The sequence below is a fragment of the Actinoplanes sp. NPDC051470 genome (assembly GCF_040682035.1).
In the GTDB taxonomy this organism is placed as follows: domain Bacteria; phylum Actinomycetota; class Actinomycetes; order Mycobacteriales; family Micromonosporaceae; genus Actinoplanes.
Genome location: NZ_JBFBAA010000031.1, coordinates 61,703 through 83,913, shown reverse-complemented (window position 1 = coordinate 83,913; position 22,211 = coordinate 61,703). Strand labels below are relative to the sequence as shown.

At 70.3% G+C, this 22,211-nt stretch carries 18 protein-coding genes; 9 read left to right on the top strand and 9 right to left on the bottom strand.

Going from position 1 to position 22,211, the window contains the following annotated elements:
• Positions 1–24: 24 nt before the first annotated feature.
• On the bottom strand, positions 25–645 hold the full coding sequence (locus AB0M54_RS38115) for a phosphotransferase (RefSeq protein WP_364476796.1): 621 nt from the start codon (positions 643–645) through the stop codon (positions 25–27).
• 7 nt (positions 646–652) lie between these two features.
• The gene (locus AB0M54_RS38110; protein ID WP_364476794.1) at positions 653–1,915 is read right to left on the bottom strand and encodes a hypothetical protein; all 1,263 of its coding nucleotides are present in this window, start codon (positions 1,913–1,915) and stop codon (positions 653–655) included.
• Between the two features lie 145 nt (positions 1,916–2,060).
• On the opposite strand from AB0M54_RS38110, the gene AB0M54_RS38105 reads away from it, so the two are divergent.
• From AB0M54_RS38105 to AB0M54_RS38090, 4 genes are all read left to right on the top strand, one after another.
• Positions 2,061–3,032 (top strand): trypsin-like serine protease, encoded by a 972-nt coding sequence (locus tag AB0M54_RS38105; protein WP_364476792.1) that lies wholly within the window; start codon positions 2,061–2,063, stop codon positions 3,030–3,032.
• A gap of 157 nt (positions 3,033–3,189) precedes the next feature.
• A complete protein-coding gene (locus tag AB0M54_RS38100; RefSeq protein ID WP_364476790.1) occupies positions 3,190–3,786 on the top strand; it encodes a DUF3455 domain-containing protein in 597 nt (198 codons plus the stop codon).
• Between the two features lie 131 nt (positions 3,787–3,917).
• Positions 3,918–4,607 (top strand): CPBP family intramembrane glutamic endopeptidase, encoded by a 690-nt coding sequence (locus tag AB0M54_RS38095; RefSeq protein WP_364476788.1) that lies wholly within the window; start codon positions 3,918–3,920, stop codon positions 4,605–4,607.
• Between the two features lie 67 nt (positions 4,608–4,674).
• Positions 4,675–6,921, top strand: a complete 2,247-nt coding sequence (locus AB0M54_RS38090) for a CHAT domain-containing protein (RefSeq protein WP_364476786.1) — start codon at positions 4,675–4,677, stop codon at positions 6,919–6,921.
• An 81-nt stretch (positions 6,922–7,002) separates the two neighbouring features.
• On the opposite strand, the gene AB0M54_RS38085 is transcribed toward AB0M54_RS38090, so the two are convergent.
• A complete protein-coding gene (locus AB0M54_RS38085; protein ID WP_364476784.1) occupies positions 7,003–7,839 on the bottom strand; it encodes a siderophore-interacting protein in 837 nt (278 codons plus the stop codon).
• 112 nt (positions 7,840–7,951) lie between these two features.
• On the bottom strand, positions 7,952–9,385 hold the full coding sequence (locus AB0M54_RS38080; protein WP_364329558.1) for a hypothetical protein: 1,434 nt from the start codon (positions 9,383–9,385) through the stop codon (positions 7,952–7,954).
• Between the two features lie 139 nt (positions 9,386–9,524).
• Here AB0M54_RS38080 and AB0M54_RS38075 point away from each other — a divergent pair, with 139 nt between their 5' ends.
• From AB0M54_RS38075 to AB0M54_RS38055, 5 genes are all read left to right on the top strand, one after another.
• Complete coding sequence (locus AB0M54_RS38075; protein WP_364476782.1) at positions 9,525–10,199, top strand: DUF305 domain-containing protein; 675 nt, start codon at positions 9,525–9,527, stop codon at positions 10,197–10,199.
• Between the two features lie 71 nt (positions 10,200–10,270).
• Entirely contained in the window at positions 10,271–10,996 is a 726-nt protein-coding gene (locus AB0M54_RS38070; protein ID WP_364329562.1) for a hypothetical protein, read from the top strand.
• Positions 10,997–11,025: 29 nt separating this feature from the next.
• Complete coding sequence (locus AB0M54_RS38065) at positions 11,026–12,450, top strand: M1 family metallopeptidase (RefSeq protein ID WP_364476830.1); 1,425 nt, start codon at positions 11,026–11,028, stop codon at positions 12,448–12,450.
• A gap of 144 nt (positions 12,451–12,594) precedes the next feature.
• A complete protein-coding gene (locus AB0M54_RS38060) occupies positions 12,595–13,572 on the top strand; it encodes a TerC/Alx family metal homeostasis membrane protein (protein WP_364329565.1) in 978 nt (325 codons plus the stop codon).
• A gap of 7 nt (positions 13,573–13,579) precedes the next feature.
• Positions 13,580–14,581: a LacI family DNA-binding transcriptional regulator gene (locus AB0M54_RS38055; protein ID WP_364476780.1), complete on the top strand. Its 1,002-nt coding sequence runs from the start codon at positions 13,580–13,582 to the stop codon at positions 14,579–14,581.
• A 509-nt stretch (positions 14,582–15,090) separates the two neighbouring features.
• On the opposite strand, the gene AB0M54_RS38050 is transcribed toward AB0M54_RS38055, so the two are convergent.
• From AB0M54_RS38050 to AB0M54_RS38030, 5 genes are all read right to left on the bottom strand, one after another.
• On the bottom strand, positions 15,091–19,707 hold the full coding sequence (locus AB0M54_RS38050) for a trypsin-like peptidase domain-containing protein (protein WP_364476778.1): 4,617 nt from the start codon (positions 19,705–19,707) through the stop codon (positions 15,091–15,093).
• Positions 19,698–20,018, bottom strand: coding sequence for a CU044_2847 family protein (locus AB0M54_RS38045; protein ID WP_364329571.1), 321 nt, complete (start codon positions 20,016–20,018; stop codon positions 19,698–19,700). Before AB0M54_RS38045 ends, AB0M54_RS38050 begins: the two co-directional genes overlap by 10 nt.
• Before the next feature lie 239 nt (positions 20,019–20,257).
• On the bottom strand, positions 20,258–20,842 hold the full coding sequence (locus AB0M54_RS38040; RefSeq protein WP_364476777.1) for a transposase: 585 nt from the start codon (positions 20,840–20,842) through the stop codon (positions 20,258–20,260).
• Positions 20,791–21,336 (bottom strand): winged helix-turn-helix domain-containing protein, encoded by a 546-nt coding sequence (locus AB0M54_RS38035; protein ID WP_364329577.1) that lies wholly within the window; start codon positions 21,334–21,336, stop codon positions 20,791–20,793. The genes AB0M54_RS38040 and AB0M54_RS38035 overlap by 52 nt, the downstream gene beginning before the upstream one ends.
• Before the next feature lie 93 nt (positions 21,337–21,429).
• Entirely contained in the window at positions 21,430–22,209 is a 780-nt protein-coding gene (locus tag AB0M54_RS38030; protein ID WP_364329580.1) for an SAM-dependent methyltransferase, read from the bottom strand.
• Positions 22,210–22,211 lie beyond the last annotated feature (2 nt).

Here is a 22,211-nt window from a genome sequence, read left to right as displayed (position 1 = left end):
CGCACGTTCTGCGGCGGGTGCTGCTCAAAGTTCCGTCCAGCTCGCCGTCACGGTGATGTTGCGACGCCAGCGATCCCGGCCGGATTGGTGCAATCGGGGCTGGGCGAGCATCTGCCGGCACTTGGCGAGCATGTGCTCGTGGCGGACCGGCCACGGCGGGCGATGTCCGTAACCGTCGAACAGGGCGGCCAGGGCCGGCACCTCGTCGGTGTGGTGCGTGCGGATGATCCACTCCGCCCACGCGAGGTCTTCCACCTGGTCGCCCTCATGCGCGAACTCCCAGTCCAGAACGGCCGTCACCGCGTACGTGGAAGGGTCGTAAAGGGTGTTGTTGGGACCGTAGTCGCCGTGCACCAGGGGCGGTGGAATGCGTCGGAGGGTCTCGCCGCAGGAACGGAGAACGTCGGCGGCATGGCCGTTTTCGATCAGTTCTTGGCCGTGTACGCCGGGCAGGTGCGCCGTGATCAGGACGAGGGGTGACGAGTCGAGCACGCGCGGCACCGGCAGCCCGCTGTCGGCGAGCCGGAGCAGCGTGTCGCGTTCGGTAGCCGCGCGACGCGACGCGAGCGGGCCGCCGTAGCGCTTGACCACGGTCGTCCCGTCACCGCGGACGTCGTGCGAGTAGCCGCGCGGCATCACCCGCATGAGGACCTCATCCGATCGGGAAGTACAGCACCATGATGACCGCCAGCACGACCGTGATGAGCACCGCGGCCATCAGCCAGCTGCCCAGCTTGGAGCCCGCGGTCTCCGGCAGGCGGCGGCGTTCCCGCAGCTCATCGAGGGTGCGGTCGATCTCGGCGACCGCGCCGGGGATCTCGGCCAGCTCGCGGCGGAGGCGGTCGGCCTCCTCGCCGGCCACGACCGGCTGGCCGGCATCGGCGAACTGACGGACCAGGCGTACGCCCATGGTCAGCTGATCGGCCGCCGCCCCGATGATCTGCCGGTTCTCGCTGATGGTCTGGCGGGTGTGCGTCGTGACGGCGAGCTCGGCGGCGACCGGGAACAGCTCGGCGAACCGGTCGGCCAGCGGCCCGGACTGCTCGTAGAGCCGGCTGGCACAGTTGTTGAACGCGACCGCGATCAGCTCGGAGGTGTGTGCGGTGCGGCGGTGCTCGGTCGCCGGCAGGAGGACGCGCAGGCGCGTCAGCGTACCCATCGCGGACTTGGCCTCATCGATCGCGGAATCGACCACACCGGCCTCGAGCAGCGCGCGGACCCGGACGGCCACCGCTTCGACCTCGCCGTAGAGCGGATCAGCGGTACGCGCGAGCAGGTCTTCGGCGAGCTCGGGCCGGCCCGGCCAGTTCCTGGCGAAACGGGCGGCGCGCGCCGGATCCTTGGCGGCGACGGCCACCATGACCAGCGGCTGGAGCAGCGTGGCGGGCAGGCCGGCCCGGATCTCGTCGACCACGGTCTCGGGCAGCCGCGCGTTGTCGAGCGCGCGCACCCGGTGCAGCAGATGCTCGTAGAGACCCTCGTCGCGCAGCAGCGCGTCCCAGCGCCGGGAGGCGTCGGACCACAGGTGCTCCTGGGCGGCGTCGTCGGAGTCGTCACGAAGTTCACGATCCAGGGCGCGGCCGTACATGATCACTGCCCGGTCGTGCTGCTCGTGAAGTGACGTGGCGCATTCGCACCCGCCGCCGGGGACTTCCCAGAGCCAGAAGAGCTCGTCGATCAGCCGGCGCCGCGGGTCTTCCAGGAGGCGTTCGCAGGCGTCGCGTACGTCGGCCGGATCGACGTCGGCCGGGTGCCCGGCGACCGACGCCTGCTCGTGCCGCCGGTGGACCGCGATGCGATCGGCGGTGGTGGGCAGACCGGTGATCCGGAACGCGTTCCGATGGAACAGTTCCGGTCCGGCGGCCGCCCGTAACGCATCGGCCATCGTGTCCATCGCCGCGCCCACCTCACTCACCGTGCCGAATTGATTACGCGGGCTCCAGTCAACACCAATTGGGCACGGCGGTCGATGTCCTGAATGGATTGCCTACGTGTTGCATGATCTGGCCGTGCGATGGAGAAAACGACTGTCACTCGGGTTGACGGTTGGCATACTCAGCGTGATTGGCGCTGCCGGGTTCAGCGGCGCCACTCCCGCGTACGCCATTGCCAACGGTGAGGACGCCGGCGACGGCGACTATCCCTTCTCGGTCAAACTGACCATGGTCGACCTCCCTCAGGCGGGTGGCGGGACCCGCGATTCCTCCTGCTCGGGCGGCCTCATCAACGCACGCTGGGTGCTCACCGCCGGTCACTGCTTCAAGGACGCGCGCGGTCGCCGGGTCGCCAAGCCGGTCGCGAAGCGTACGGTCGCCACGATCGGCCGCGCCGACCTCACCGGCTCGGCGGGCCAGGAGGCCAAGGTGATCGCCGTACGTCAGTCGAAGGTCGCCGATGTCGCCCTGGCCAAGCTCGACCGGGACATCCGCGACATCACGCCGCTGCGGCTCAACCGGAGCAAGCCCCGGAACGGCACTCGCGTACGCCTCATCGGATTCGGGCTGATCGACGGCGACGAATCGGACACCACGGAACACCTGCAGACCGGCCAGTTCACGATCACGTCGGTGGACAAGTACGTCCTCGGCATGTCGGGCAAGGCGCCGCGTTCCGACACGAGCCCCTGCCCGCACGATTCCGGCGGGCCCTACTTCGTCAAGGACAAGACCGGCGCGGCCATGGTGGTCGGCGTGGTCAGCGGCGGGCCGACGTGCCCGCACACCGGGGCCGACCGGAGCGGGCGCGTCGACACCGTGGCCACCTGGATCCTCGGGATCATCGGCCGGGACGGGCCCGTGCCCGTGGTGGCCCCCTCGCGTGCGCCGGCCGTGGCGAAGGCTGCGGCGCCCCGGCCCCCGGCCCACCCGAAGGCGGCGCTGCGTCCGGCCGCCGACGAACTGCCGTACGGGCTGAGCCTGCCCCTGGTGATCGGCGCGTCACTCGTCGCGGTCGTGGCGGTCTTCCTGATGGTCACCGCGCGCGGCCGGCGTGGTCGCCGACGGTTCCGGCACGGCCGCGTATTCCGGGAATAGTAAAGGGATCTGTTCATGGAAGAAACTACTAAGGAGTAGTTGGGCTGCCGTTCACCATTTCCTTGAACCTTTTCCCGAACCGGTTCGTATCCAGGGGGGCATACACGTCCGTCAACGCCATTGGTTGATGGGCATCAAAACGGAGGAGCCCAGTTTCATGTCCCGTACGCGCACCCGTCTCCGCCTCGTGACCATCGCCGCCGCCGCAGCCGTCGTCGCCGGCCTCGGCGCCGTCACCTTCAACGCCTCGGCCGCGGAGAACTCCGCCGACGCCTCGGCCGCCGCCGGCGCTTCCGCCGCCGGCGCATCAGCCGCCGGCGCCGAGTTCCGCTCGCGCGGCATTCCCGCCGCCATCCGGCCGCCGGCCGGTTCCCGGTTCATCGGCTACGCCGCCGTGACCAGCGGCACCCAGACCTATACCTGCACGGGCGGCGTCTTCACCGGCTCGTCGGTGCCCGAGGCCCAGCTGTCCGGGTCGGTCGGCCAGATCCACCACTACAAGGGCCCGACCTGGGAGCAGAAGCGCGACGGCTCGATCATCACCGCCGCCAAGATCGGCGAGTCCGCGGTGACCGGCGCCATCCCGCAGCTCCTGCTCCAGGTGAACGGTCACAGCGGCAACACCGGCATCCTCACCAAGGCCAACTACATCCAGCGCCTCCGCACCACCGGCGGCACGGCTCCCGCCGGCGCCTGCACGGACGGCGCCACCAAGGCGGTCAAGTACGGCGCGATCTACGTTTTCTGGGCCTGATTCCAGGCTTGTCGAAAAGGCCTCCCGGATCGTTCCGGGAGGCCTTTCGGCGTACACCGCGCCTTTCTGGCCGGTGTTCGGGCAGCTCGGATAACCGTCACCATCGTGGGTATCTGCTGATCGTGAGCTGGATGAGCCGCGTGGTCTCGCCGTTGCTGATCGACCGCGTCGAGCGCGACCACGCCCAGACCGACCGCGCGTTCCTCCGCCGTCGCGTGGTGGCCGCCGTGACGCTCATCGTCGGCGCGGTCCTCCTGGGCGTCTCGCTGTCGATCCGGCCCGGCGACGCGCGCTTCTACCCGTTGACCCTCGCCGTGGCGGCGACGTGGACCGCCGGGGCGCTGCTCTCCGGCCCACTGCACCTGGGTCGCATCCCGTTCCGGAACCGGCTGCGCCGCCCGATCCTCGTACCCATCGCGACCGGGCTGATCGCGGCCGGCGTCTTCGTGGTCGGAGCCCTGGTCGTGCGTGAGCTGCCGTCGCTGCGCGACTCGGTCAACGACGTGCTGGCGCATGCCCGCGAAGGCGCCCTCATCCCGGTCCTGCTGGTCACCGTGCTGAACGGGGTGGCGGAGGAGCTGTTCTTCCGGGGCGCGCTGTTCGCGGCGATCGGCCGCCGGCACGCCGTACTCGTCTCGACCGTGATCTACGCCGCCGCGACGGTCGTGACCCTGAACCCGATGCTGGTCTTCGCGGCCGCGCTGCTCGGCCTCGTGCTGGGCCTGCAGCGACGCGCCTCGGGCGGCGTCCTCGGCCCGATCCTGACCCACATCACCTGGTCATCGACGATGCTGTTCGTGCTGCCGGCCCTGATCCACTGACTGCCGTCCGTCAGAAACCGTCGGGTCGCGGCAACGCTGAAGGCGGAGACGAACCGTGGTGAGCGAGATGAAGACGTACGAGCTGGAGATCTTCGAACAGACCTCGAGCTACTGCGAGCTGCGCCTGTCCAGCGCGGAAGGACCGCCGCGGACGCGGGGCCTGGACAAGGCGGCCATCGACGAGCTGGTCGCGATGGTGGACCGTGACTACAGCGAGCACGCCGTCGCGCAGCGGATGTTCGGCTCGCCGCAGCTGGTGGAGCTCGGTTCGAAGCTGTACGGCTTCCTCGACGGCGACGAGCGGTGGCTGGCCTCGATCCTGGGCGCCCCGCCCGGCAGCACCCTGCGGATCACCGCGGCGGAACGGCTCCGGCACCTGCCCTGGGAACTGCTGGCCAAGGATGGCGCCTACCTGACCACGGCCGGGCCGTCGCCGCTGCTGCCGGTGCGGGCGATCGGCACCAACGCCGCGCTCTCCGGGCTGGTCAGCCCGGGTAACCGGCCGCTGCGGGTGTTGTTCATGGCCACCTCGCCCGAGGGTGTCCAGCCGGTGCTCAACTACGAAGGGGAAGAGGCCGCGATCCTGGCCGCCACCACTCGTACGGGCACCGATCTGGTCGTCGAGGAGAGCGGCACGCTCGACGGGCTCCGCTTCCTCAACCGCGACTACGGCGAGGGCTACTTCGACGTCCTGCATCTGAGCGGCCACGCCACCATCGGCGAGGACGGCCGGCCCACCTTCCTGGTGGAGAACGAGGTCGGCGGGCTCTCCTTCGCCACCGCCGACCAGATCGCGCAGGCCATGGCCGGGCACTGGCCCCGGCTGATCTTCGTCTCCGGCTGCCTCACCGGCAACGCTCCGGACGGCGGCACGTTCCCCTCGATGAGCGAGAGCCTGATCCGGGCCGGCGCCCCGGCCGTGCTGGGCTGGGCGTTGCCGGTCGGCGACATCTCCGCGACCGACTTCGCCGCCGAGCTCTACCGGGCGCTGGCCGACGGGGAGCGCCTGGACCGGGCGATCGTCGAGGCCCGCCACCACCTCTTCGCCCGCAAGCGCGGCAACTGGCACCTGCTGCGCGTGTACGCCGACCGGTCGCCGCTGGCCCCCATGGTCACGCCCCTGAACACCAGGGGGCGGGCGCGGCTGCAGGTCCGCCCGGCCGACCAGGAATTCCTCGACCCGCAGACCCGCCTCTCCCGGGTCGCCTCCCGTGCCACCTTCGTCGGCCGGCGCCGCGTCATCCAACGCTGCCTGCGCACCCTCAAGCAGCCCGACGGCGCCGAGGCCCTGGTCCTGCAGGGCATGGGCGGTCTCGGCAAGAGCAGCCTCGCCTCCCGGCTGCTCGAGCGGATGCCAACCCACAAGCGCGCCGTCTGGTACGGACGGGTCGACATGACCAAGTTCCGGGAACTCACCACCAAGATCGCGTTCCCCACGATGGACCTGCAGATCGAGGCGACCAAGCTGCTCGACAACGAACGGGCGCCGCTGCTCATCCGGCTGCGCCACCTGCTCGACGTCGACGGGCCGCTCGGTCAGACGCCCTGCCTGTTCGTGTTCGACGACTTCGAGGAAGGCAACCTCGAAGAGCGCGACGGCGGGTACGTTCTCTCGGCCGAGATGTCCGGCATCCTGCCGGCGCTGCTCCAGGCCATCCGCGAGACCGGCAGTCCGAGCCGGGTCATCATCACCAGCCGCTACCGGTTCCCCACCCCGGCCGGGACCGGCGTCGTCGTCGAGTCGCTGGAGACCCTCACCGACATCGAGCAGGCCAAGAAGCTCGCCAACCTGCGCAACCTGCGCCCCGGTTCGCCCCTCGACACCGACATCCGCCAACGCTCCGTCGACGTGGCGGCCGGCAACCCCCGCCTGCTGGACTGGCTCGACCTGATCGTCGCCGACGTCGCCCTCGACATCGACGGCCTGATCACCGCCATCGAGAACGAGGCCGACCGGTTCCGCCGGGAAACCATCCTGGCCAAGAACCTCCTCAGCTCCCAGTCCCCCGACCTGCGGAAGATGCTGGCCAAGGTCAACGTCGTCGAGCTGCCCATCCCGGCCGAGACCGTCACCGTCATCCACGACCACCCCGACGCCACCCGCCACATCAAACGCGCCGCCGAACTGGGTCTCCTCGAAGAGGGCATCGACCCGGAGACCAACCACCCCCGCTACTTCGTCTCCAACGTCCTGCGCCCCCTGGTCCGCCCCTTGATCATCGACGACGAACACACCGAGGCCTGCGCCGCCGCCGCCCGTTCCCTCTACCAGATCTGGGTCACCGGCCCCGGCACACCCGAAGCCGTGTCATGACCACCATTCCCCGGTGGGTGGCGGCGATCGCTCGTGAGGCGGGGCACGGGCCGGCGAGGCCGGCGCGACCGTGACGCTGGGCTACTGCTGAGTCTGCTCCTGCTCCTGCTCGACCTGCTGGTTCCATTCGCGCTTGCTCGACTGCCAGCCGTCCTCGTTCAGGCCGTTGCGCCAGTAGCCGGAGATGGACAGCTGGGCCATCGGGATCTGGCGCTCCACCCGCAGGTAGGCGCGCAGGTCCTTGACGAAGCCGGCCTCGCCGTGCACGAACGCGTGCAGCGTGCCCTCCGGGAACGGCAGCGCGCGCACGGCGGGGACCAGCTCGCTGCCGGGCGGCCGGTCGCCGCGGTGCAGCCAGGTGATCTCGGCGTCGGCCGCCGTGTCCAGCTTCTGCTCCTCGGCCTCGTCGGTGACCTCGACGAAGACGTGCGCCTTGGCACCCGCGGGCATGCCCTCCAGGGCGGCGCCGATCGCGGGCAGGGCGCTCTCGTCCCCGGCCAGCAGGTGCCAGCCGGCCTCCGGATCGGGCGCGTAGCCCCCGCCGGGGCCCATGAACCGCACCACGTCGCCGGGCTTGGCCTGGGCCGCCCACGGTCCCGCGATGCCGGCGTCGCCGTGCACCACGAAGTCGATCCAGATCTCGGGCAGCTCGGGAACCCATTTGCGGATCGTGTACGTCCGCACGACGGGCCAGGCCTCCCGCGGCATCGTCTCGCGGATCTCGCCCATGTTGAACGGCTCGGGATAGCTCACGCCGGCCTGTGGGAAGAAGATCTTGACGTAGTGGTCGGTGAACTCGCCCGCGGCCACGCCGGCCAGCCCGTCGCCGCCGATCACGACCCGGATCATGTGCGGGGTGAGCTGATCCACCCGGGTGACCACACCGGTGGTGGCCGGTCGGGAAGGCCTGTTCGGCATCAACACCACTTCCTAACAGAGGATCCGGTAAGGCTACCCTTACAAATCCGCGAAGAAGGCCCGGAGCGGACTCCGGGCCTTCTTTTTAGATCACATCGCGGTCAGGCGAACCTCACCAGGAGGAGAAGCTCGTCTGGCTCTGCGCGTTGAACCGGTTCGTACGCGCGTTCTTGGCCGGGTCGGTCTTCGGGTCCACCAGGTCCAGGACGTCCAGGCCCTTCTGGATGTCGCTGGAGTAGATGTAGCCGTTGTACCAGTACGCCGACCAGGAGCCGCCGATCTGCAGCGCGGTGTCGCTCAGCGGACCACGCTCCCAGTAGGCGATCTCCTTGGGGTTGCGGGAGTTGGTGAAGTCCCACACCGAGATGCCGCCCTGGTACCAGGCCTGGACCATGATGTCGCGGCCGGGGACCGGGATGAGCGAGCCGTTGTGCGCCACGCAGTTCTCGGTGGCCGTGTTGATCCGCGGGATCTTGAAGTAGCTGCGGAACTTGAGCTTGCGGTTCGCCCCGCTGCCCACGATGTCGTAGATCGCGTCGGCGCCGTGGTCCGAGCTGACCGCCTCGGTGCACTCGGCGCCACCGCCGCCGCCCAGCTCGTCGGTGAAGACGACCTTGGTGGCGTCGTTGTTGAAGGTGGCCGAGTGCCAGAAGGCGAAGTTCTCGGTGTCACGGACCGCGGTGATCACCTTCGGGTTGGCCCGGTCGGCGATGTCGATCAGGACGCCGTCACCCATGCAGGCGCCGGCCGCGATGTCCTTCTCGGGGTACGCGGTGATGTCGTGGCAACCGGTCGTCTCCGACGTGGCGTTGCCGGCCGGGTTGCCACCCTCCGGGAACAGGATCGGCGTCGACACGACACGCGCGCCGGCCGGGTTGTTCTTCGGCACCTTGATGACCGAGATCTTGTCGTGCGGCAGCGCGCAGTTCGCCACGCTGGCCCGCGACAGGTTGTACGACTGCACGTAGATGTAGACGTTGGGGTCGCCGGCCTTGCCCGGGATCAGCGTCTGCGTGTGCGAGCCGCAGTCGGTCTTCACCGCGGCCACGTACTGCGGGCTGACCGGGTTGGTGATGTCGAAGATCTTGACACCCTCCCACCGCGCGTCGGCCGGGGCGTCCGCCGGGACCGACGTGCTGTTGCAGGAGTTGTCCGACCGCTGCGAGTCGGTGCCGAGGAAGAGCAGCTTCCCCTGGACCGAGATGTCGTTCTGCGAGCCGGGGCAGACCACGACGGCCGCGACCGTCGGCTGCTTCGGCCGGCTGATGTCGTACACGGTGAATCCGTTGTAGTTACCGCCGTAGGCGTACTTCCCCTGGAAGGCCCAGTCGCTGTTGAGCGCGCTGGTGGTGTTGAACGGGGCCTGCTTCGGGATGTTCGCGGCCTGCGTGAGGTTGGGGCTGCTGCGGATCTCGTCCACCCCAGGGGTGTCCGACTCGGCCGCGGCAGCGCTGAACGGCGCGACCAGCAGGCTCAGCACGACGGTTGCCGTGCTCAGGGCTGCCAGCCTTCTGAGCTGCCGCCCTCGTGGGGCAGAGTGGGTCATGGGCATCCTTCCGGCTTCGAGAAGTGAACCGGCGGCGCCCACTTCTCGCGGAACGTGACGCCGGTATCACTCACCTTCGTCGCTACGATAGTGCTCGATCGACTTTTTCTATAGACGCTATTCGTTACGAGGGGTGCAGATGGACAGACGCCGTTGGCTGACCCTGGGCGGGGTTGTCGTGGCGCTCCTGGTCACGACCGGCGCCATTGCCCTGGCCCGTTCCGGTGGGGAGCGTTCCGCCAGCACAGCGCGTCCACAAGCGAGTCACAGCGGGCCGCCGGCCACGGTCATCGTTCCCGGGAAACCGGGCGAGTCGGCCAAGGTCACCGACAGCGATCAGGTCGCGCCGCTGGACGCTTCCACCTACAACGCGGTGGATACGGCGTTCGTGCAGATGATGATTGCCCACCACCGGCAGGCCATCGCGATGGCCGACCTGGCGCCCCAGCGGGCCGGCAATGTGCAGGTGCGCAATCTGGCCGAGCGGATGAGCATCGCCCAGAAGATCGAGATCAACGTGCTCGAGGCCTGGCTCGAGGAACGCCGCCTGCCCGAGAACAACCCGGCCCACAACCACGCGACCATGCCCGGCATGCAGACCGATGCCGCGATCGCCGCGCTCACCGCGGCCAGGGGCGCCGATTTCGACAAGCGGTTCGTGACCATGATGACCGCACACCACGAGGGCGCCCGGGTGATGGCCGGCGACGTACTCAAGGGCGGTTCCGATCAGCGGGTGAACGAGATCGCCAACGAGATGGCGGTCGAGCAGACCAGTGAGATCCGCCGCATGCGCGACCTCAAGGTGACCTAGAAGTCGCCGATCCCGGCCCGCGTCGATAGGTTGGGGGCTGCCCCTGACCATCGAGGACAAGGGATCTGTGCGTGCAGTCCGTCATCACCATCGGAATTCTGTTGTCGCTCGCCGGCGCCGTCGCGCTGGCCGGGCTGGCCCTGCCGAAGCATGTCCGGCGGCCCCGCCAGCTCACCGTCTGGCTGACCATCCGGGCCGAACAGCGGCGCGCGGCCGAGAATCGCCGGGCCGCCGAGGCGGCCGAGAAGATCCGGTGGGCCGAAGAGGTCGCGGTGGCGGCCGGCGGCGCGGTCGGCACGGCCGAGCGGCGTCGCGCCGAGTGCCAGCAGGCGCAGGAGCGGGTGGCCGAGACCTGGCAGGCCTATCAGGACGCTGACCTGGCGCTGACCCGGGCTCGACGCGCGGCCGCGTACTCCTCTCTCGACTCGGTCTCCCACCCGGAACGGGCCAAGGCGCTGCGGCGCGCGGTCCAGGCGGCCCACCGGCGTGGCGACCTCTCCGACGAGCAGCTGCTCGACGCCCTGCTCCACCGCCAGGGCTGGAACCCCGAGCTGCACCCGGTCGAGCAAGAGCTGGTCATCGCCAAGGCCGCCGTCCAGCACCGCTGGGAACAACATCGTGTGGCGCTCGACGCCGAGGCCGACGCGTGGCGCGCGGCCGACGTGGCGACCGCCGCCGTCCGCTCCCTGCGCGCCGAGGTCACGGCGGCCGCGCCACCGGCCGACGAGGCCCGGGCCGCCCTGCCCGACCAGACCCGCGAGCTGCCCATCCTCATGCGGAGAAGCCTCCCCGCCTAGCCGCCCGGGCCTGCTAGGTTGCCGAGATGATGCGCAGAGCGGCGGTCCTCACCTCGGTCCTCCTGTCGGTGACGTTGGCGGCGAGCCCGGTCTCGGCCGCGCCGGCCGCACACCCCGGCGCCGCCGGCCTCGGCGATCCCTACTTCCCGCTCGACGGCAACGGCGGCTACGACGCCAAGCACTACGACCTCGACGTCCGGTACGCGCCGGAGACCGACGTCCTGACCGGCGTCACGACCATCCGCGCCCGGGCCACCGAGAGCCTGACCTCGTTCAACCTCGACTTCGACGGGATGACCATCCGGGCCGTCACGGTCGACGGCCACCCGGCCCGGTGGTCCCGGGCCGGCCAGGAGCTGACCGTCACCCCGCGCCGCTCGCTGCGCAGGAACACCGCGTTCATCACCAAGGTCACCTACGACGGCATCCCGAAGAAGATCGTCGACCCCGATCTCGGCGACGGCGGCGCCTTCACCACCGACGACGGCGTGGTGATCCTCGGCGAGCCGGACGTGGCCGCCGCCTGGTTCCCGTCCAACGACCACCCGCTGGACAAGGCCTCGTACACGATCAAGGTGACCGCCCCGAAGGGCCTGGAGGCCATCTCGAACGGCACGCTCGCCGGGCGCAGCACCCGCTCCGGTTGGACCACGTGGACCTGGGAGCAGCCCGAACCGATGGCGTCGTACCTGGCCACCGCCTCGATCGGCGAGTTCGGGCTGACGACGTACCGGAAGAACGGGATCTTCTTCCTGGACGCCATCGACCCGAAGCTCGACCCGGAGCTCGCGGCCAACGCACGGGCCAGCTTCGCCCGCGAGCCCGAGTTCCTCCGGTTCATGGCCGGCGTCTTCGGGCCGTACCCGTTCAAGGCCGCCGGTGGCCTGGTCGACTCCCAGGGCGAGTGGGGTTACGCGCTGGAGACCCAGGGCCGGCCGATCTACACACCCGGCGACTTCGGCGACCGGGAGGGCGGCGACAGCGTGGTGGTCCACGAGCTGGCCCACCAGTGGTACGGCGACAGCGTCGCGCTCGCCCGCTGGAGCGACATCTGGCTGAACGAGGGCTTCGCGTCGTACGCCGAATGGCTGTGGAGTGAGCACGAGGGCCTCGGCACCGCGCAGGAGAACTTCGACCAGTCCTACTCGCGGGCCGCCACCAGCTCGTTCTGGAAGATCAAGGTGGCCGACCCCGGTGCGCCGAACATCTTCAGCGGCGCCGTCTACGACCGTGGCGCGATGACCCTGCACGCCCTGCGGCTGGCCGTCGGCGACGCCAAGTTCTTCCGCATCCTCCGCACCTGGGCCCAGCAGAACCGCGGCGGCAACGTCACCACCGCGATGTTCATCGCCCACGCCGAGAAGATCTCCGGGCGGCAACTCGACGGCCTCTTCACTACCTGGCTGTACACCGCGGCAAAACCTTCTCAGGTTCCGTCCAGGCAGGTGACATAGCGTTCGGCCCGAGGGGAGTACCTCGACAGATCGTCCCGGTCAGTACGGGTCCTCGGGCGGGAGCCTCGGGCGGTCGCTCGGCTCACACAGGGCCGGGTGAGGGAGACCTCAGACGATGACACATGTCTGAGGAGGCTTGTTCCCGTGCCGGATTCCATCGGCTCCCCCGTGCTCTGGGCGATCACCATCGCCGTACTGCTGGCCCTGTTGATCTTCGACTTCGTCATCACGCGTCGCCCACACGACGTGCCGATGCGCGAGGCGGTCGGCTGGACCGTCTTCTACCTCGCCCTGCCGGTGCTGTTCGCGCTGCTGTTGTGGCCGCTGTACGGCGGCGACGCGGCGCTCGAGTTCGGCACCGGCTGGGTGGTGGAGAAATCCCTGTCGGTCGACAACCTGTTCGTCTTCATGCTGCTGCTCACCGCGTTCGCCGTGCCGAAGCAGCTCGCCCAGCGGGTGCTGCTCTACGGCATCGCCGGCGCCTTGGTGCTGCGGGCCGTCTTCATTGCGCTCGGCGCCGCCGTGATCAGCTCCGGCACGTGGGCGTTCCTGCTGTTCGGCGGGGTGCTGCTGGTGACCGCGATCCGGGTGATCCGGGACGCGATGTCCGGCCACCAGCAGGAGGTCGACATCGACTCGATGCGCAGCGTGAAGCTGCTGCGCCGGATGATGCCGGTGACCACCCGGTTCCACGGCGCCCGGCTCACGATCGTCGAGCACGGCAAGCGGGCCCTGACCCCGATGGCCCTGGTCGTGGTGGCCGTCTTCATGACCGACATCGTGTTCGCGGTCGACTCGGTGCCGGCCGTGTACGGCGTGACCGACGACCCGTACCTGGTCTTCGCCACCAACGCGTTCGCGCTGCTCGGCCTGCGGGCGCTCTACTTCGTACTCCGCAATGTCCTGGAGAAGCTGCGCCACCTGAACTACGGCCTCGGCGTGATCCTCGCCTTCATCGGCATCAAGCTCGTGCTGCACTGGGCCCACACGGTCTGGTCGTGGGTCCCGGACATCCCGACCCCACTCTCCCTGGGCGTGATCGTGGTGACCTTGGCCACCGTCACCGCGACCAGCCTGGCGGCTAACAAAAGGGAGCGCGAGCGGGAGACGGTGTCCCTATAGTGGCCGGATGCCGACGAAGAGGTCGACGCTGGCCGATGTCGCGGCGGCCGCGGGTGTGTCCAAGGCGGCGGTCTCCCGGGTGGTCAACGACGCGCCCGGGGTGGCGCCCGAGACCCGCGAGCACGTCCGCCGGGTGATCGAACGGCTGGGCTGGCGGCCCGACCCGGTCGCCCGCGCGCTCGCCTCCGGCCACGGCGACGTGATCGAGCTGGTCGTGGTCGACGACGCCTCCTGCTTCGGCCGCAACCCGTACTACGGCCGGGTGACGGCCGGCGTCCTGCTCGAGCTGGCCGGCGGCAACGCCCAGCTCCGAGTGCACGTGATCGACGAGGCCGGCGCACCGTCCCTGCTCGCGACCATCGCCGACACGGTCAGCCTGGGCGTGCTGCTGCTGAACGTCTCCCCCAAGCTCGCCGCCGACTTCTACGCCCGCTGCGACCGGGTGGTGACGATGGGCCCGTCCGCGCCGCGGGTGCCCTATGTCGACATGGAGAACGCCGCCGGCCTGGAACATGCGGCCCGCCACCTGCACGAGACCGGCCGCCGCCGGATCGCCGCGGTCCACGGCCAGGAGGGCAACCCGTGCGCCGACGCCAGGCGAGAGGGCTACGGCCGCGCCGTCCGCGACCTCGGCCTCCCCGACATCTCGGCCATCGGCAAGTTCCGTCCCGAGGCCGGTTACGAGCTGACCCAGCGCCTGCTCGCCGAGGAGCCCACCATCGACGCCATCGTGGCCGGCTGCGACCTGATGGCCACCGGGGTGGTTCGCGCCCTGTCCCACCTGGGCCGCCGGGTCCCCCACGACGTCGCGGTGGTGGGCTTCGACAACTGCATCATCGCCAGCAGCCTCACGCCGGCGCTGACGTCGGTCCATCAGCCGGTCGAGGAAATGGCCGCGGCGGCCACCCGCGCCCTGGTCAACCGCACCCTCGCCCCACATTGGCGGGTCGTCTTCCCCGCCGAACTCCGAATCCGCGAAAGCTCGACGTCCTCCAAGCCAGATGCGTAGCGTTCCCCAACATCAAGATCAAGCAGACCCGCTTCCTCCCACCCCAAATCAAGATCAAGGGCTTCATGTCGTATCTCGGTGGGTGGTGCAGACCGCAGCTCCCGCCGAGGCCGGCCACGCGGCTCTTGGCCGCTGGCGCGTCCAGAACAGAGCCGCGCACCCTTCATTCTGCGTGCGTGGTCACCCTCAAGGCATCCAGCTTGAACGCCCGGCCATCCACATTGGCGGGACGGCGCTGACACCCGCCATCATTGCGGCCGCCCTCGAGCCACGCCAAACGAAGGCCACGCCAAGAGGGTCCGCCGGAGCGAAGGCGAAGGGCGCTGACTAGACGGAGCTCGCCATTGCAGGGGGCGGGTCATTAGGTCGCCGCACTCTTCCAGCGGAAGCGGCCGGGGAAGGTGTGCGACCGGTCCGCTACCGGTAGAGCCGCCCTGCTGGCTGGAAGCTTCCTTCGGCCGTGCGGAGCCTGTCGTTCGGGACGGTTTGCCGGGATGCTGCTTATTATCCTACGGTGCGACGGGCCCGGTACCGACGAGGTGGCGTTGCCGCTCGGCGACGGTGAGGTTGCGGGTCAGCAAGGCGCGAGCCGAGCGAAGAAGATCGTCGGTTTCGACCAGCGAGACCCGCAGACCGCGCCGGTCTCTGGTCAGCAGGTAGCGGCCGTCGTCGCCGACGAAGACAGCGTGGAAGACCGGGTCGTCGCCGCCGTGCTCGATCGCGCAGAGCCGGGTGCCGGTGGCGATGTCCATCACGTGTGCCGCCCGGTCGCGCAAAATGGCGAGGCGTCGGCCGTCGGGCGAGAAGGCGGGCGGGGTGCCCCAGTGGTCGGTCTCGAAGGTGGCGAGCACCGATGCGCGTTCCGTGTCGACCACCGCGACCACGTTTCCGCGCAGCTCGTCGAAGCCCCGCACGGCGACCCGGGCGCCGCCTGGGCCGGCCGTGATGGTGTGGGGGACGAACGGCAGCTCGGTGCCCCGCAACCGTGGCCCGCCCGTACTCGCGTGGAAATCCAGAGACCGGTCCCGCAGCAGCGCGATCCAGCCGTGCGGGCCGCTTTCCAGATGGTCGCCGGTGGGGCGACCGCCGATCGCTACGGCGCTGTGATTGGTGCGGGCGCGCAGCCGTAGACGCTCGGCGCCGTCACTTGTGGACAGCACGACGACGGTGCCGTGATGTGTGCCCGAGTTGTCGCTGAATGACAGATGGGCATCCTCGTCCGCCACCAGCATGGCCGCCAGGGCGCCGTCCGGGCTGACCGCCATGACCTTGCCCGCCACCCCGATGGTGGCGACCGCGGCGCCGGTCCGCAGGTCGGTGACCCGCAAGGTCCTGGCGCGGCCGCTGTAGGGCGACAGGTGCACGCGGTCGTCGATCTCCCCGGCCGGTGGCAGGCCGTGCGGCGCACCGGCGATGGTGACCAGCCGGCGCGCGTCGGCGGTGACGCCGGCGTACAGCACCTCCTTGCAGCCGGGGTGATCCACGACGAGCGGCTCCGCGCGGTCCGGGTGCGGCGTGAACGGCGCCGTCGTCTCGTGTACGAACGCCGTGCCGGCTGAGGCGGTGACCAGGTAGGTGCCGTCGGCACTCGTCGCCAGCGACTTCGTGCTCCCGGCGTGTGTGACCACGAGCCGCCGGGCCATGGTCATCGTGTCGACCGCGTGCACGCGCTGGACGCGCTCCTCGGCAAACGATGTGAACGGGCCCACCAGTTCGGTGAGGAACACGACAGTGCCCGCCGCGCTGATCAGGGGCTCCTCGAGCCGTCTGGGGTCATCGATCCGGGACACCTCGGTGCCGTGCGTCGCGAAGACCTCGACCGGGCCGGTCACCGCCGCGGCGACCGTGCGCAGCCGCCGGCCGTCAGAGTGGAACGCCATGCCGATGATGTCGTGTTCGTGGTCGGCCCGCGCGTACTCGATGCCCCAGGAGACGTCGAAGACGCGGGCGGCGAACGTCCCGGCGATAGCCACCCCGGAGCCATCGGCGTTGAACAGGACGGACGTGCACGGGCCGTCGTGGTCCCAGCGGTGCGTCTCACGGCCGTGGCGGACGTCGATGAGCTGCCCGGCCCCCGGCCGCGCGCGCCGCGTGTCGCCCAGCGCCACGGCCAGGTGGTCACCCTTCGGAGCGAACGCCACCGCCGTGACCGGCAGATGGCTCGGGAAGCGGTGCCGCAGCTCACCCCGGCGGCGCAGGTCGAAGATCTCTACGGCGCCGCCGTGGGCGTCGCCGCAGCTGTCCACCGCGTTGGTGCCGGCCGCCACCAAGGAGTTGTCGGGGCTGAAGGCCAGTGAAAGGCCGGCGCTGCCGTCGTGCTCCAGGACGATCGGCTTCGACCGGGCGCTGGTCAGGTCGACGACCATCGTGCGGCTAATCCACCTGTGATGCTGTTTGTCGTCGTACCTCCCGGCGGTGAGAGCCACCATCGAGAAGTCGGCGTTGAAGGTCACCTGCTCGCCGGCGTCGCCGATCGGGCGGGTGTGGAGCACCCGGCCGGTGCCGACGTCGGTGACCCGGACGACGGCGTCGCGGACCAGCCGGTCGGTGAGGGTGCCCTGGCGCCCGCGGACCACGGCCAGGTGCTTGCCGTCGTCGCTCATGGCCGCCGAGACGATGGGCATCCGCCCGTCGTCCGCGGTCAGCCGTCTGCCCGTGCGCAGGTCGACGACGACGGCCCGGTGGCCATCGTTGTGCAGCCCCACGGCGGCGTCGCCGGCCGGCGCGAAGAACATCTCCTCCCGGTGCACCAGGTGACAACCGGGATCGTCGAAGCCGACGTGGAAGACCTCGGTGAGCCCCTGCGGGAACCGGTCGGAACTGCCGTCGCGCACCGTGCGGATCAGGTGGTCCCCGGTGCTGCTCAACCGGATGCGCGCATACTTTTCTCCGTTGTCCTCGAGCCGGGCGACCGGGCACGGCGCGGTGCGCATGGCGTGCCGCAGGGCACTGTCGCCCTCGAAGGTCCAGGCGGTCGCGAGCGACTCGATGGCCAGCGCCAGCGGCAACGGTCCGCCCCGGATCGAGGTCGCCGTCGCCAGTTCGGAGGCCGCCGCGAGCCGCCGGGCGTCCGCCTCGGCCGCGGCCCGCTGCGCCCGATCGGCCGCCTCCACCGCCGCGGCTCGGGCCGCTTCCAGCTCGGCAATCCGCCGCTGCCAGGCCGACCGGCTCCGCTCGACCAGCCGGACGACCTCGTCGGGGATGTCGGCCCGGCGTTCGGCGAGCCAGTGCTCGGCCGCGCCGATGCGGGTGTCGCCGAGTAGTTCGTCGTCAGCGATCCGCTCTTCCATGGTTGCCAGCCACCGCTGGAACTCGGAGTCCTCGTCGACCCACCCGGCCAGGCGTTCCCAGCTACGGATCAGGGACTCGTGCGCGAGCCGGACCAGCGGCTCGTCGTCCTCCTGGCCGGGCAGCGCCGGCTCCACCACGAGCAGCCGGTAGCGGTTCAACTCCTCGATCAGCAGGCCGGTCGCCTCGAACCGGCGCCGGGGCGCGGCCCGGCCGATCGCCTCGGCTGCGCCGCCGTGCGTGCGCACCAGGGCCAGCATCACCGCCTTGACCTGCGCGGCCCGGCCTTCTGCCCGGAAGCGCTGATAGCAACGTTCGGCGTGCCGGTTGACTGCGCCGGTCACCCCGCCGAAGCCGCGGTAGTCGGCGAAGGTCAGCCGCCGCCCGCGCTGCGACTGCCACAGCTGGGCCAGGGTGAACTCCATCAGCGGCAGGCTGCCCGGCCCGCCACTGGCGTCGGCGGCGATCTGCTCGGCGAGCCCAGTCTCGTAGGCGACGCCGCGGGCGCGGGCCGGCTCGCTCACCGCCCGCCGCAGAGCCGCGACACCCATCGGTGACAGCGCGATCATCCGGTCCCGGAGGCGGGCACCCTGCCCGGGCAGTTCGAGCAGCATGGGCAGGAAGTCGGCCCGGATGGTCACCACCACGCGGGCCGCCGGGGACGCGTCATGCGGACCGGGGAGCAGCACGTCGACCAGCTTGCGTCGGTCCTCCGGCGAGGTGCCGCCCAGCAGCTCCTCGAACTGGTCGAGGTGGACCAGCACCTGCTTGCCGGCGGCCTCAGCGCGCCGGGAGACGACCGGGTTGAGCCCGGCGGCGGGGGCATCGGCCGGCAGGTTCCACTCGTCGATCCCGGTGGCCGAGCGCAGGGCCAGGTCGATGTCGGACAGGAAGCGCTCGAGGGGCCGCGCCGAACCCGGGCCCGGGCGCACCGCCACGGCAACCCCGCCCGCGGCCCGCCACTGCGGCACCACACCCGCGTTGATCAGCGACGACTTGCCGATGCCGGATGGGCCGACGACCAGCGCGAGGGTGTGGTCGCCGAGCACGCCGAGGAGGTGGTCGGTGTCCTCCTCGCGCCCCACGAACACGGCCTCGTCGAGCGGGCCGAACGGCTGGAGACCCCGATAAGGCGACGGAGGGATGCCGGCCAGGACCTCGGGCCAGGCGCGAACCAGCCGGTCGATCGGCACCCCGTAGGCGTCGCGATGCTCGTCGCGGCTGCTGGCCACTGCGAGCATGCCGATCACGCTGTCGCCGTAACTGCCCGCGCGCACCAGCGGTGAGCCGCTGTAGCCGGGCTGCAGCCGCACCGCCGATGAGGGGCTGGAGTCGACCTGCAGCATGCCGTCGCCGACCCGGCCGAGCACCGCGGCCAGCACCCAGGAACCGGACCGGCGCGGCGGTGTGCTGGGGTGGCCGAAGACGTAGACCTCGCCGCCCGGCTGCGGCCGGGAATCCTCGGGCAGCCGGGCAGGTCCGGCCAGCACCGGCAGTTCCTCGCCCACCACGGCGAGCCCCGCGATGTCATCGCCCGACGTGCCGGACAGCGGCGGCGGCCGCCAGCGCACCACCCGGCAGAGCCGCACCGGAGCGCCGTCCGCGTCGCCCAGGATCGGGAAGTCGACCGGCACCCGCACGTCCGGCCCCGGGTCGTCCTGCCGGCGGCTGTCCCGCCCCAACGCGGCGTTGATGACGTGCGCGCAGGTCAGCAGGTGGAAGTCGTCGACCACGAAGCCCGTGCCCACCGGCCGCTGCGAGTCGAGGGCGAGGATCCGGACGAGGAAGCCGGCCCGCTCCACGTAGCGGCGCCTGCGCGTGCTCGGGCCTACTTCCACACCAGCGCGAGCTTGAAGTTGGCCTCGGCGTTGCCCTTGGCGACGATCACCCCGGTCTGGCCGCCCATCTTCAGCCCGAACTCAACCGACGCCTCGGTCGGTGCCAGCTCGCGGACCAGCGTGGCGACTTTCTGCAGCGACGGTTTCAGCTGGTGGAGCGCCTCCTCGAAGGTGATCCGCACGCGCCCAGCCACCGGGGAGTCGGCGTTGGAGGCCAGCACCAGCTCGTCGGGCAGCTCATCCGGATCGACCTCGAACGTCACCACGGCGTCAACACCCTCGCCGACACTGAACTCCAGCAGATGCGCCACCAAAACCTCCACAGAGGACCGGCTTGTGCTGTCGCATCCACAGTAGCCTAGGTCGCCCAAGGTCCCCTCCGCGGCGCGCTCGGTCCGCTGCTCGCCGGACTGCTGCACATGAGCGGCGGGTGGACCCTGCCGCTGCTGTTTCGGCTCGCCTTCGCCCTCGTGGCCACGGTCCCGGCGATCACGCTCGCCAGGCCCGCGTTCGTCGAGGACGAACTCGCCCGCTAGGACACCTTTCGGGGTTAGGGTCTGGCCGGTGTCGGTGGGGACAGGCCGGTTCCGGTGAAGAAGGCGTCGATGAGGCCGGAGCGGCACTGCATGCGGTTGAGCCGGTTCTTTACGGCGGCGGTGAGGTCGGTGGCGGTGCTGACGCAGTGGTTGGACAGGCTGCGTTTCATCGTCGACCAGACCTTCTCGACGGGGTTCAGTTCTTGGGCGTAGGACGGCAGCAGGTAGACGCGTAGCCAGGGCCGGGCGGCGATCGCTTTGCGGATCGGCGGCGATCTGTGCGTCGACAGCCGATCCCAGACCAGCACGATCGGTGCCTGCAACTGCTGGTGGGCGGCATCCAGCAGAGCGATGAAGTCGGGTTCACGGAACCCTTTCGGCTCCCCTTTATGGCCGCGGTAGAGCAAGGTGCGGTAAATCAACCTGCTGCGTTCACCCGGCCGGTAGCAGCACAGCCCGGCCACCGACACCCGCACCGTGCCCTTCGCGGTCACCTTCACCACCGGCGTCGCACCCCTGGGCGCCCAGGTGGTGGCCTTGTGCGCTCTTAACGTCTGGCCGCACTCGTCGGCAAAGACGATCCACGCACCCCTGCGCACTGCGACTCTTTTAGCGCCGGCCACTGATACCGGCGCCACGCCGCGATCGCCTGCTCGTCACGCTCAGCCGCCCGGTGGATCGGCAACTGAGCGGTATAGCCGAGACGGCGCATCGCCTGCCACGCCGTGGTAACACCCACCCGCAGATGGAACATGGTCGCTATCAACGCCACCACCCGCAGCAGCGTCCACCGCTGGTCATCGGCATAACCGGCCGCTGCCGGGCCCAACTCCAGCCGCGTCTTCAACCGGGCCAACTGCTCATCGGACAACTTCGGATCCGGGCCGGCAGCACCCTTCGACGCCAACGCCTCTCGCCCACCGGCGACCCAGGCCCGCCGCCATTGATACGCCGACTTCGTCGACACCTCGAGTCGCTGCGCGACCTCGACCGGCGCCACCCCGGCATCGAACAACTCCGCCGCCTGCAACCGGACCTGCTCACGCCGGACACGTTCGCCCTGATCAACACCACCACCATCGCCATACCGCATCACACCAGCAGACCCGGAACCACCCACCACCGTCGATCACCCAAAAGCCTCACAGCGGACCCGAAAGAGACCCCCACCCCGAAAGGTGTCTAATTAGACGCGGGCCACACCGGCCAGGACGGCCATGTGTTCGGGGCGCTCGCTGTCGGCCGGCGGAACCGGCCACTCGTGCAGCCAGACCAGGCCGGGCGGCTCCAGCGTGGCGTCGCCGAAGAAGCGCTGGATGCCGGACCGCGGCCGCCCCTCGGCCTGGGGAACGTCGCTGCGGGTGTAGATCGAGGCGACCTTCGGCGCTGAGGCGTCGGCGGGGGTGTCGCTCACGCCGTGCGAGATGGCCAGGAACGAGCCCGGCGCCAGCGCCCCGCGCAGGGTGTCGACCGCGGCGAACGCATCGTCGTCCGGCACGAAATGCAGCATCGACAGCATCAGCAGGCCGATCGGCTGGGTGAAATCGAGGAACGACCGCAGCTCGGGCCGGGCCAGCAGGTCGTCGGCGAACCGCACGTCGGCCTGGATGACCGTGGCGACCGGGTTCTCGGCGAGGATCTCGCGGCTGTGCTCGACGGCCACCGGGTCGATGTCGACGTAGACGACGCGGGCTTCGGGAGACAGGGCCTGGGCGACCTCGTGCACGTTGCCGACCGTGGGGATGCCGCTGCCGACGTCGAGGAACTGGCGGATGCCGGCGCCGGCCATGTGTTGCACGGCGCGGCCGAGGAAGGCCCGGTTGATCCGGCACATCTCCGCCGCGTACGGCAGCGCGGCCAGCAGTTTCTGGGCCGCCTCGCGGTCGGCGGCGAAGTTGTGGCTGCCGCCCAGCAGCGCGTCGTAGATGCGGGCGCTGCTCGGACGCCGCATGAAGTCCTCGGACATGG

Excerpts from the sequence above, each read along its gene's own strand:
- AB0M54_RS38065 (WP_364476830.1), top strand. The coding sequence starts at position 11,026 with ATGCGCAGAGCGGCGGTCCTCACCTCGGTCCTCCTGTCGGTGACGTTG.
- AB0M54_RS38100 (WP_364476790.1), top strand. The coding sequence starts at position 3,190 with ATGTCCCGTACGCGCACCCGTCTCCGCCTCGTGACCATCGCCGCCGCC.
- AB0M54_RS38085 (WP_364476784.1), bottom strand. The coding sequence starts at position 7,839 with ATGCCGAACAGGCCTTCCCGACCGGCCACCACCGGTGTGGTCACCCGG.
- AB0M54_RS38115 (WP_364476796.1), bottom strand. The coding sequence starts at position 645 with ATGCGGGTGATGCCGCGCGGCTACTCGCACGACGTCCGCGGTGACGGG.
- AB0M54_RS38095 (WP_364476788.1), top strand. The coding sequence starts at position 3,918 with ATGAGCCGCGTGGTCTCGCCGTTGCTGATCGACCGCGTCGAGCGCGAC.
- AB0M54_RS38030 (WP_364329580.1), bottom strand. The coding sequence starts at position 22,209 with ATGTCCGAGGACTTCATGCGGCGTCCGAGCAGCGCCCGCATCTACGAC.
- AB0M54_RS38035 (WP_364329577.1), bottom strand. The coding sequence starts at position 21,336 with ATGCGGTATGGCGATGGTGGTGGTGTTGATCAGGGCGAACGTGTCCGG.
- AB0M54_RS38090 (WP_364476786.1), top strand. The coding sequence starts at position 4,675 with ATGAAGACGTACGAGCTGGAGATCTTCGAACAGACCTCGAGCTACTGC.
- AB0M54_RS38080 (WP_364329558.1), bottom strand. The coding sequence starts at position 9,385 with ATGACCCACTCTGCCCCACGAGGGCGGCAGCTCAGAAGGCTGGCAGCC.
- AB0M54_RS38075 (WP_364476782.1), top strand. The coding sequence starts at position 9,525 with ATGGACAGACGCCGTTGGCTGACCCTGGGCGGGGTTGTCGTGGCGCTC.
- AB0M54_RS38055 (WP_364476780.1), top strand. The coding sequence starts at position 13,580 with ATGCCGACGAAGAGGTCGACGCTGGCCGATGTCGCGGCGGCCGCGGGT.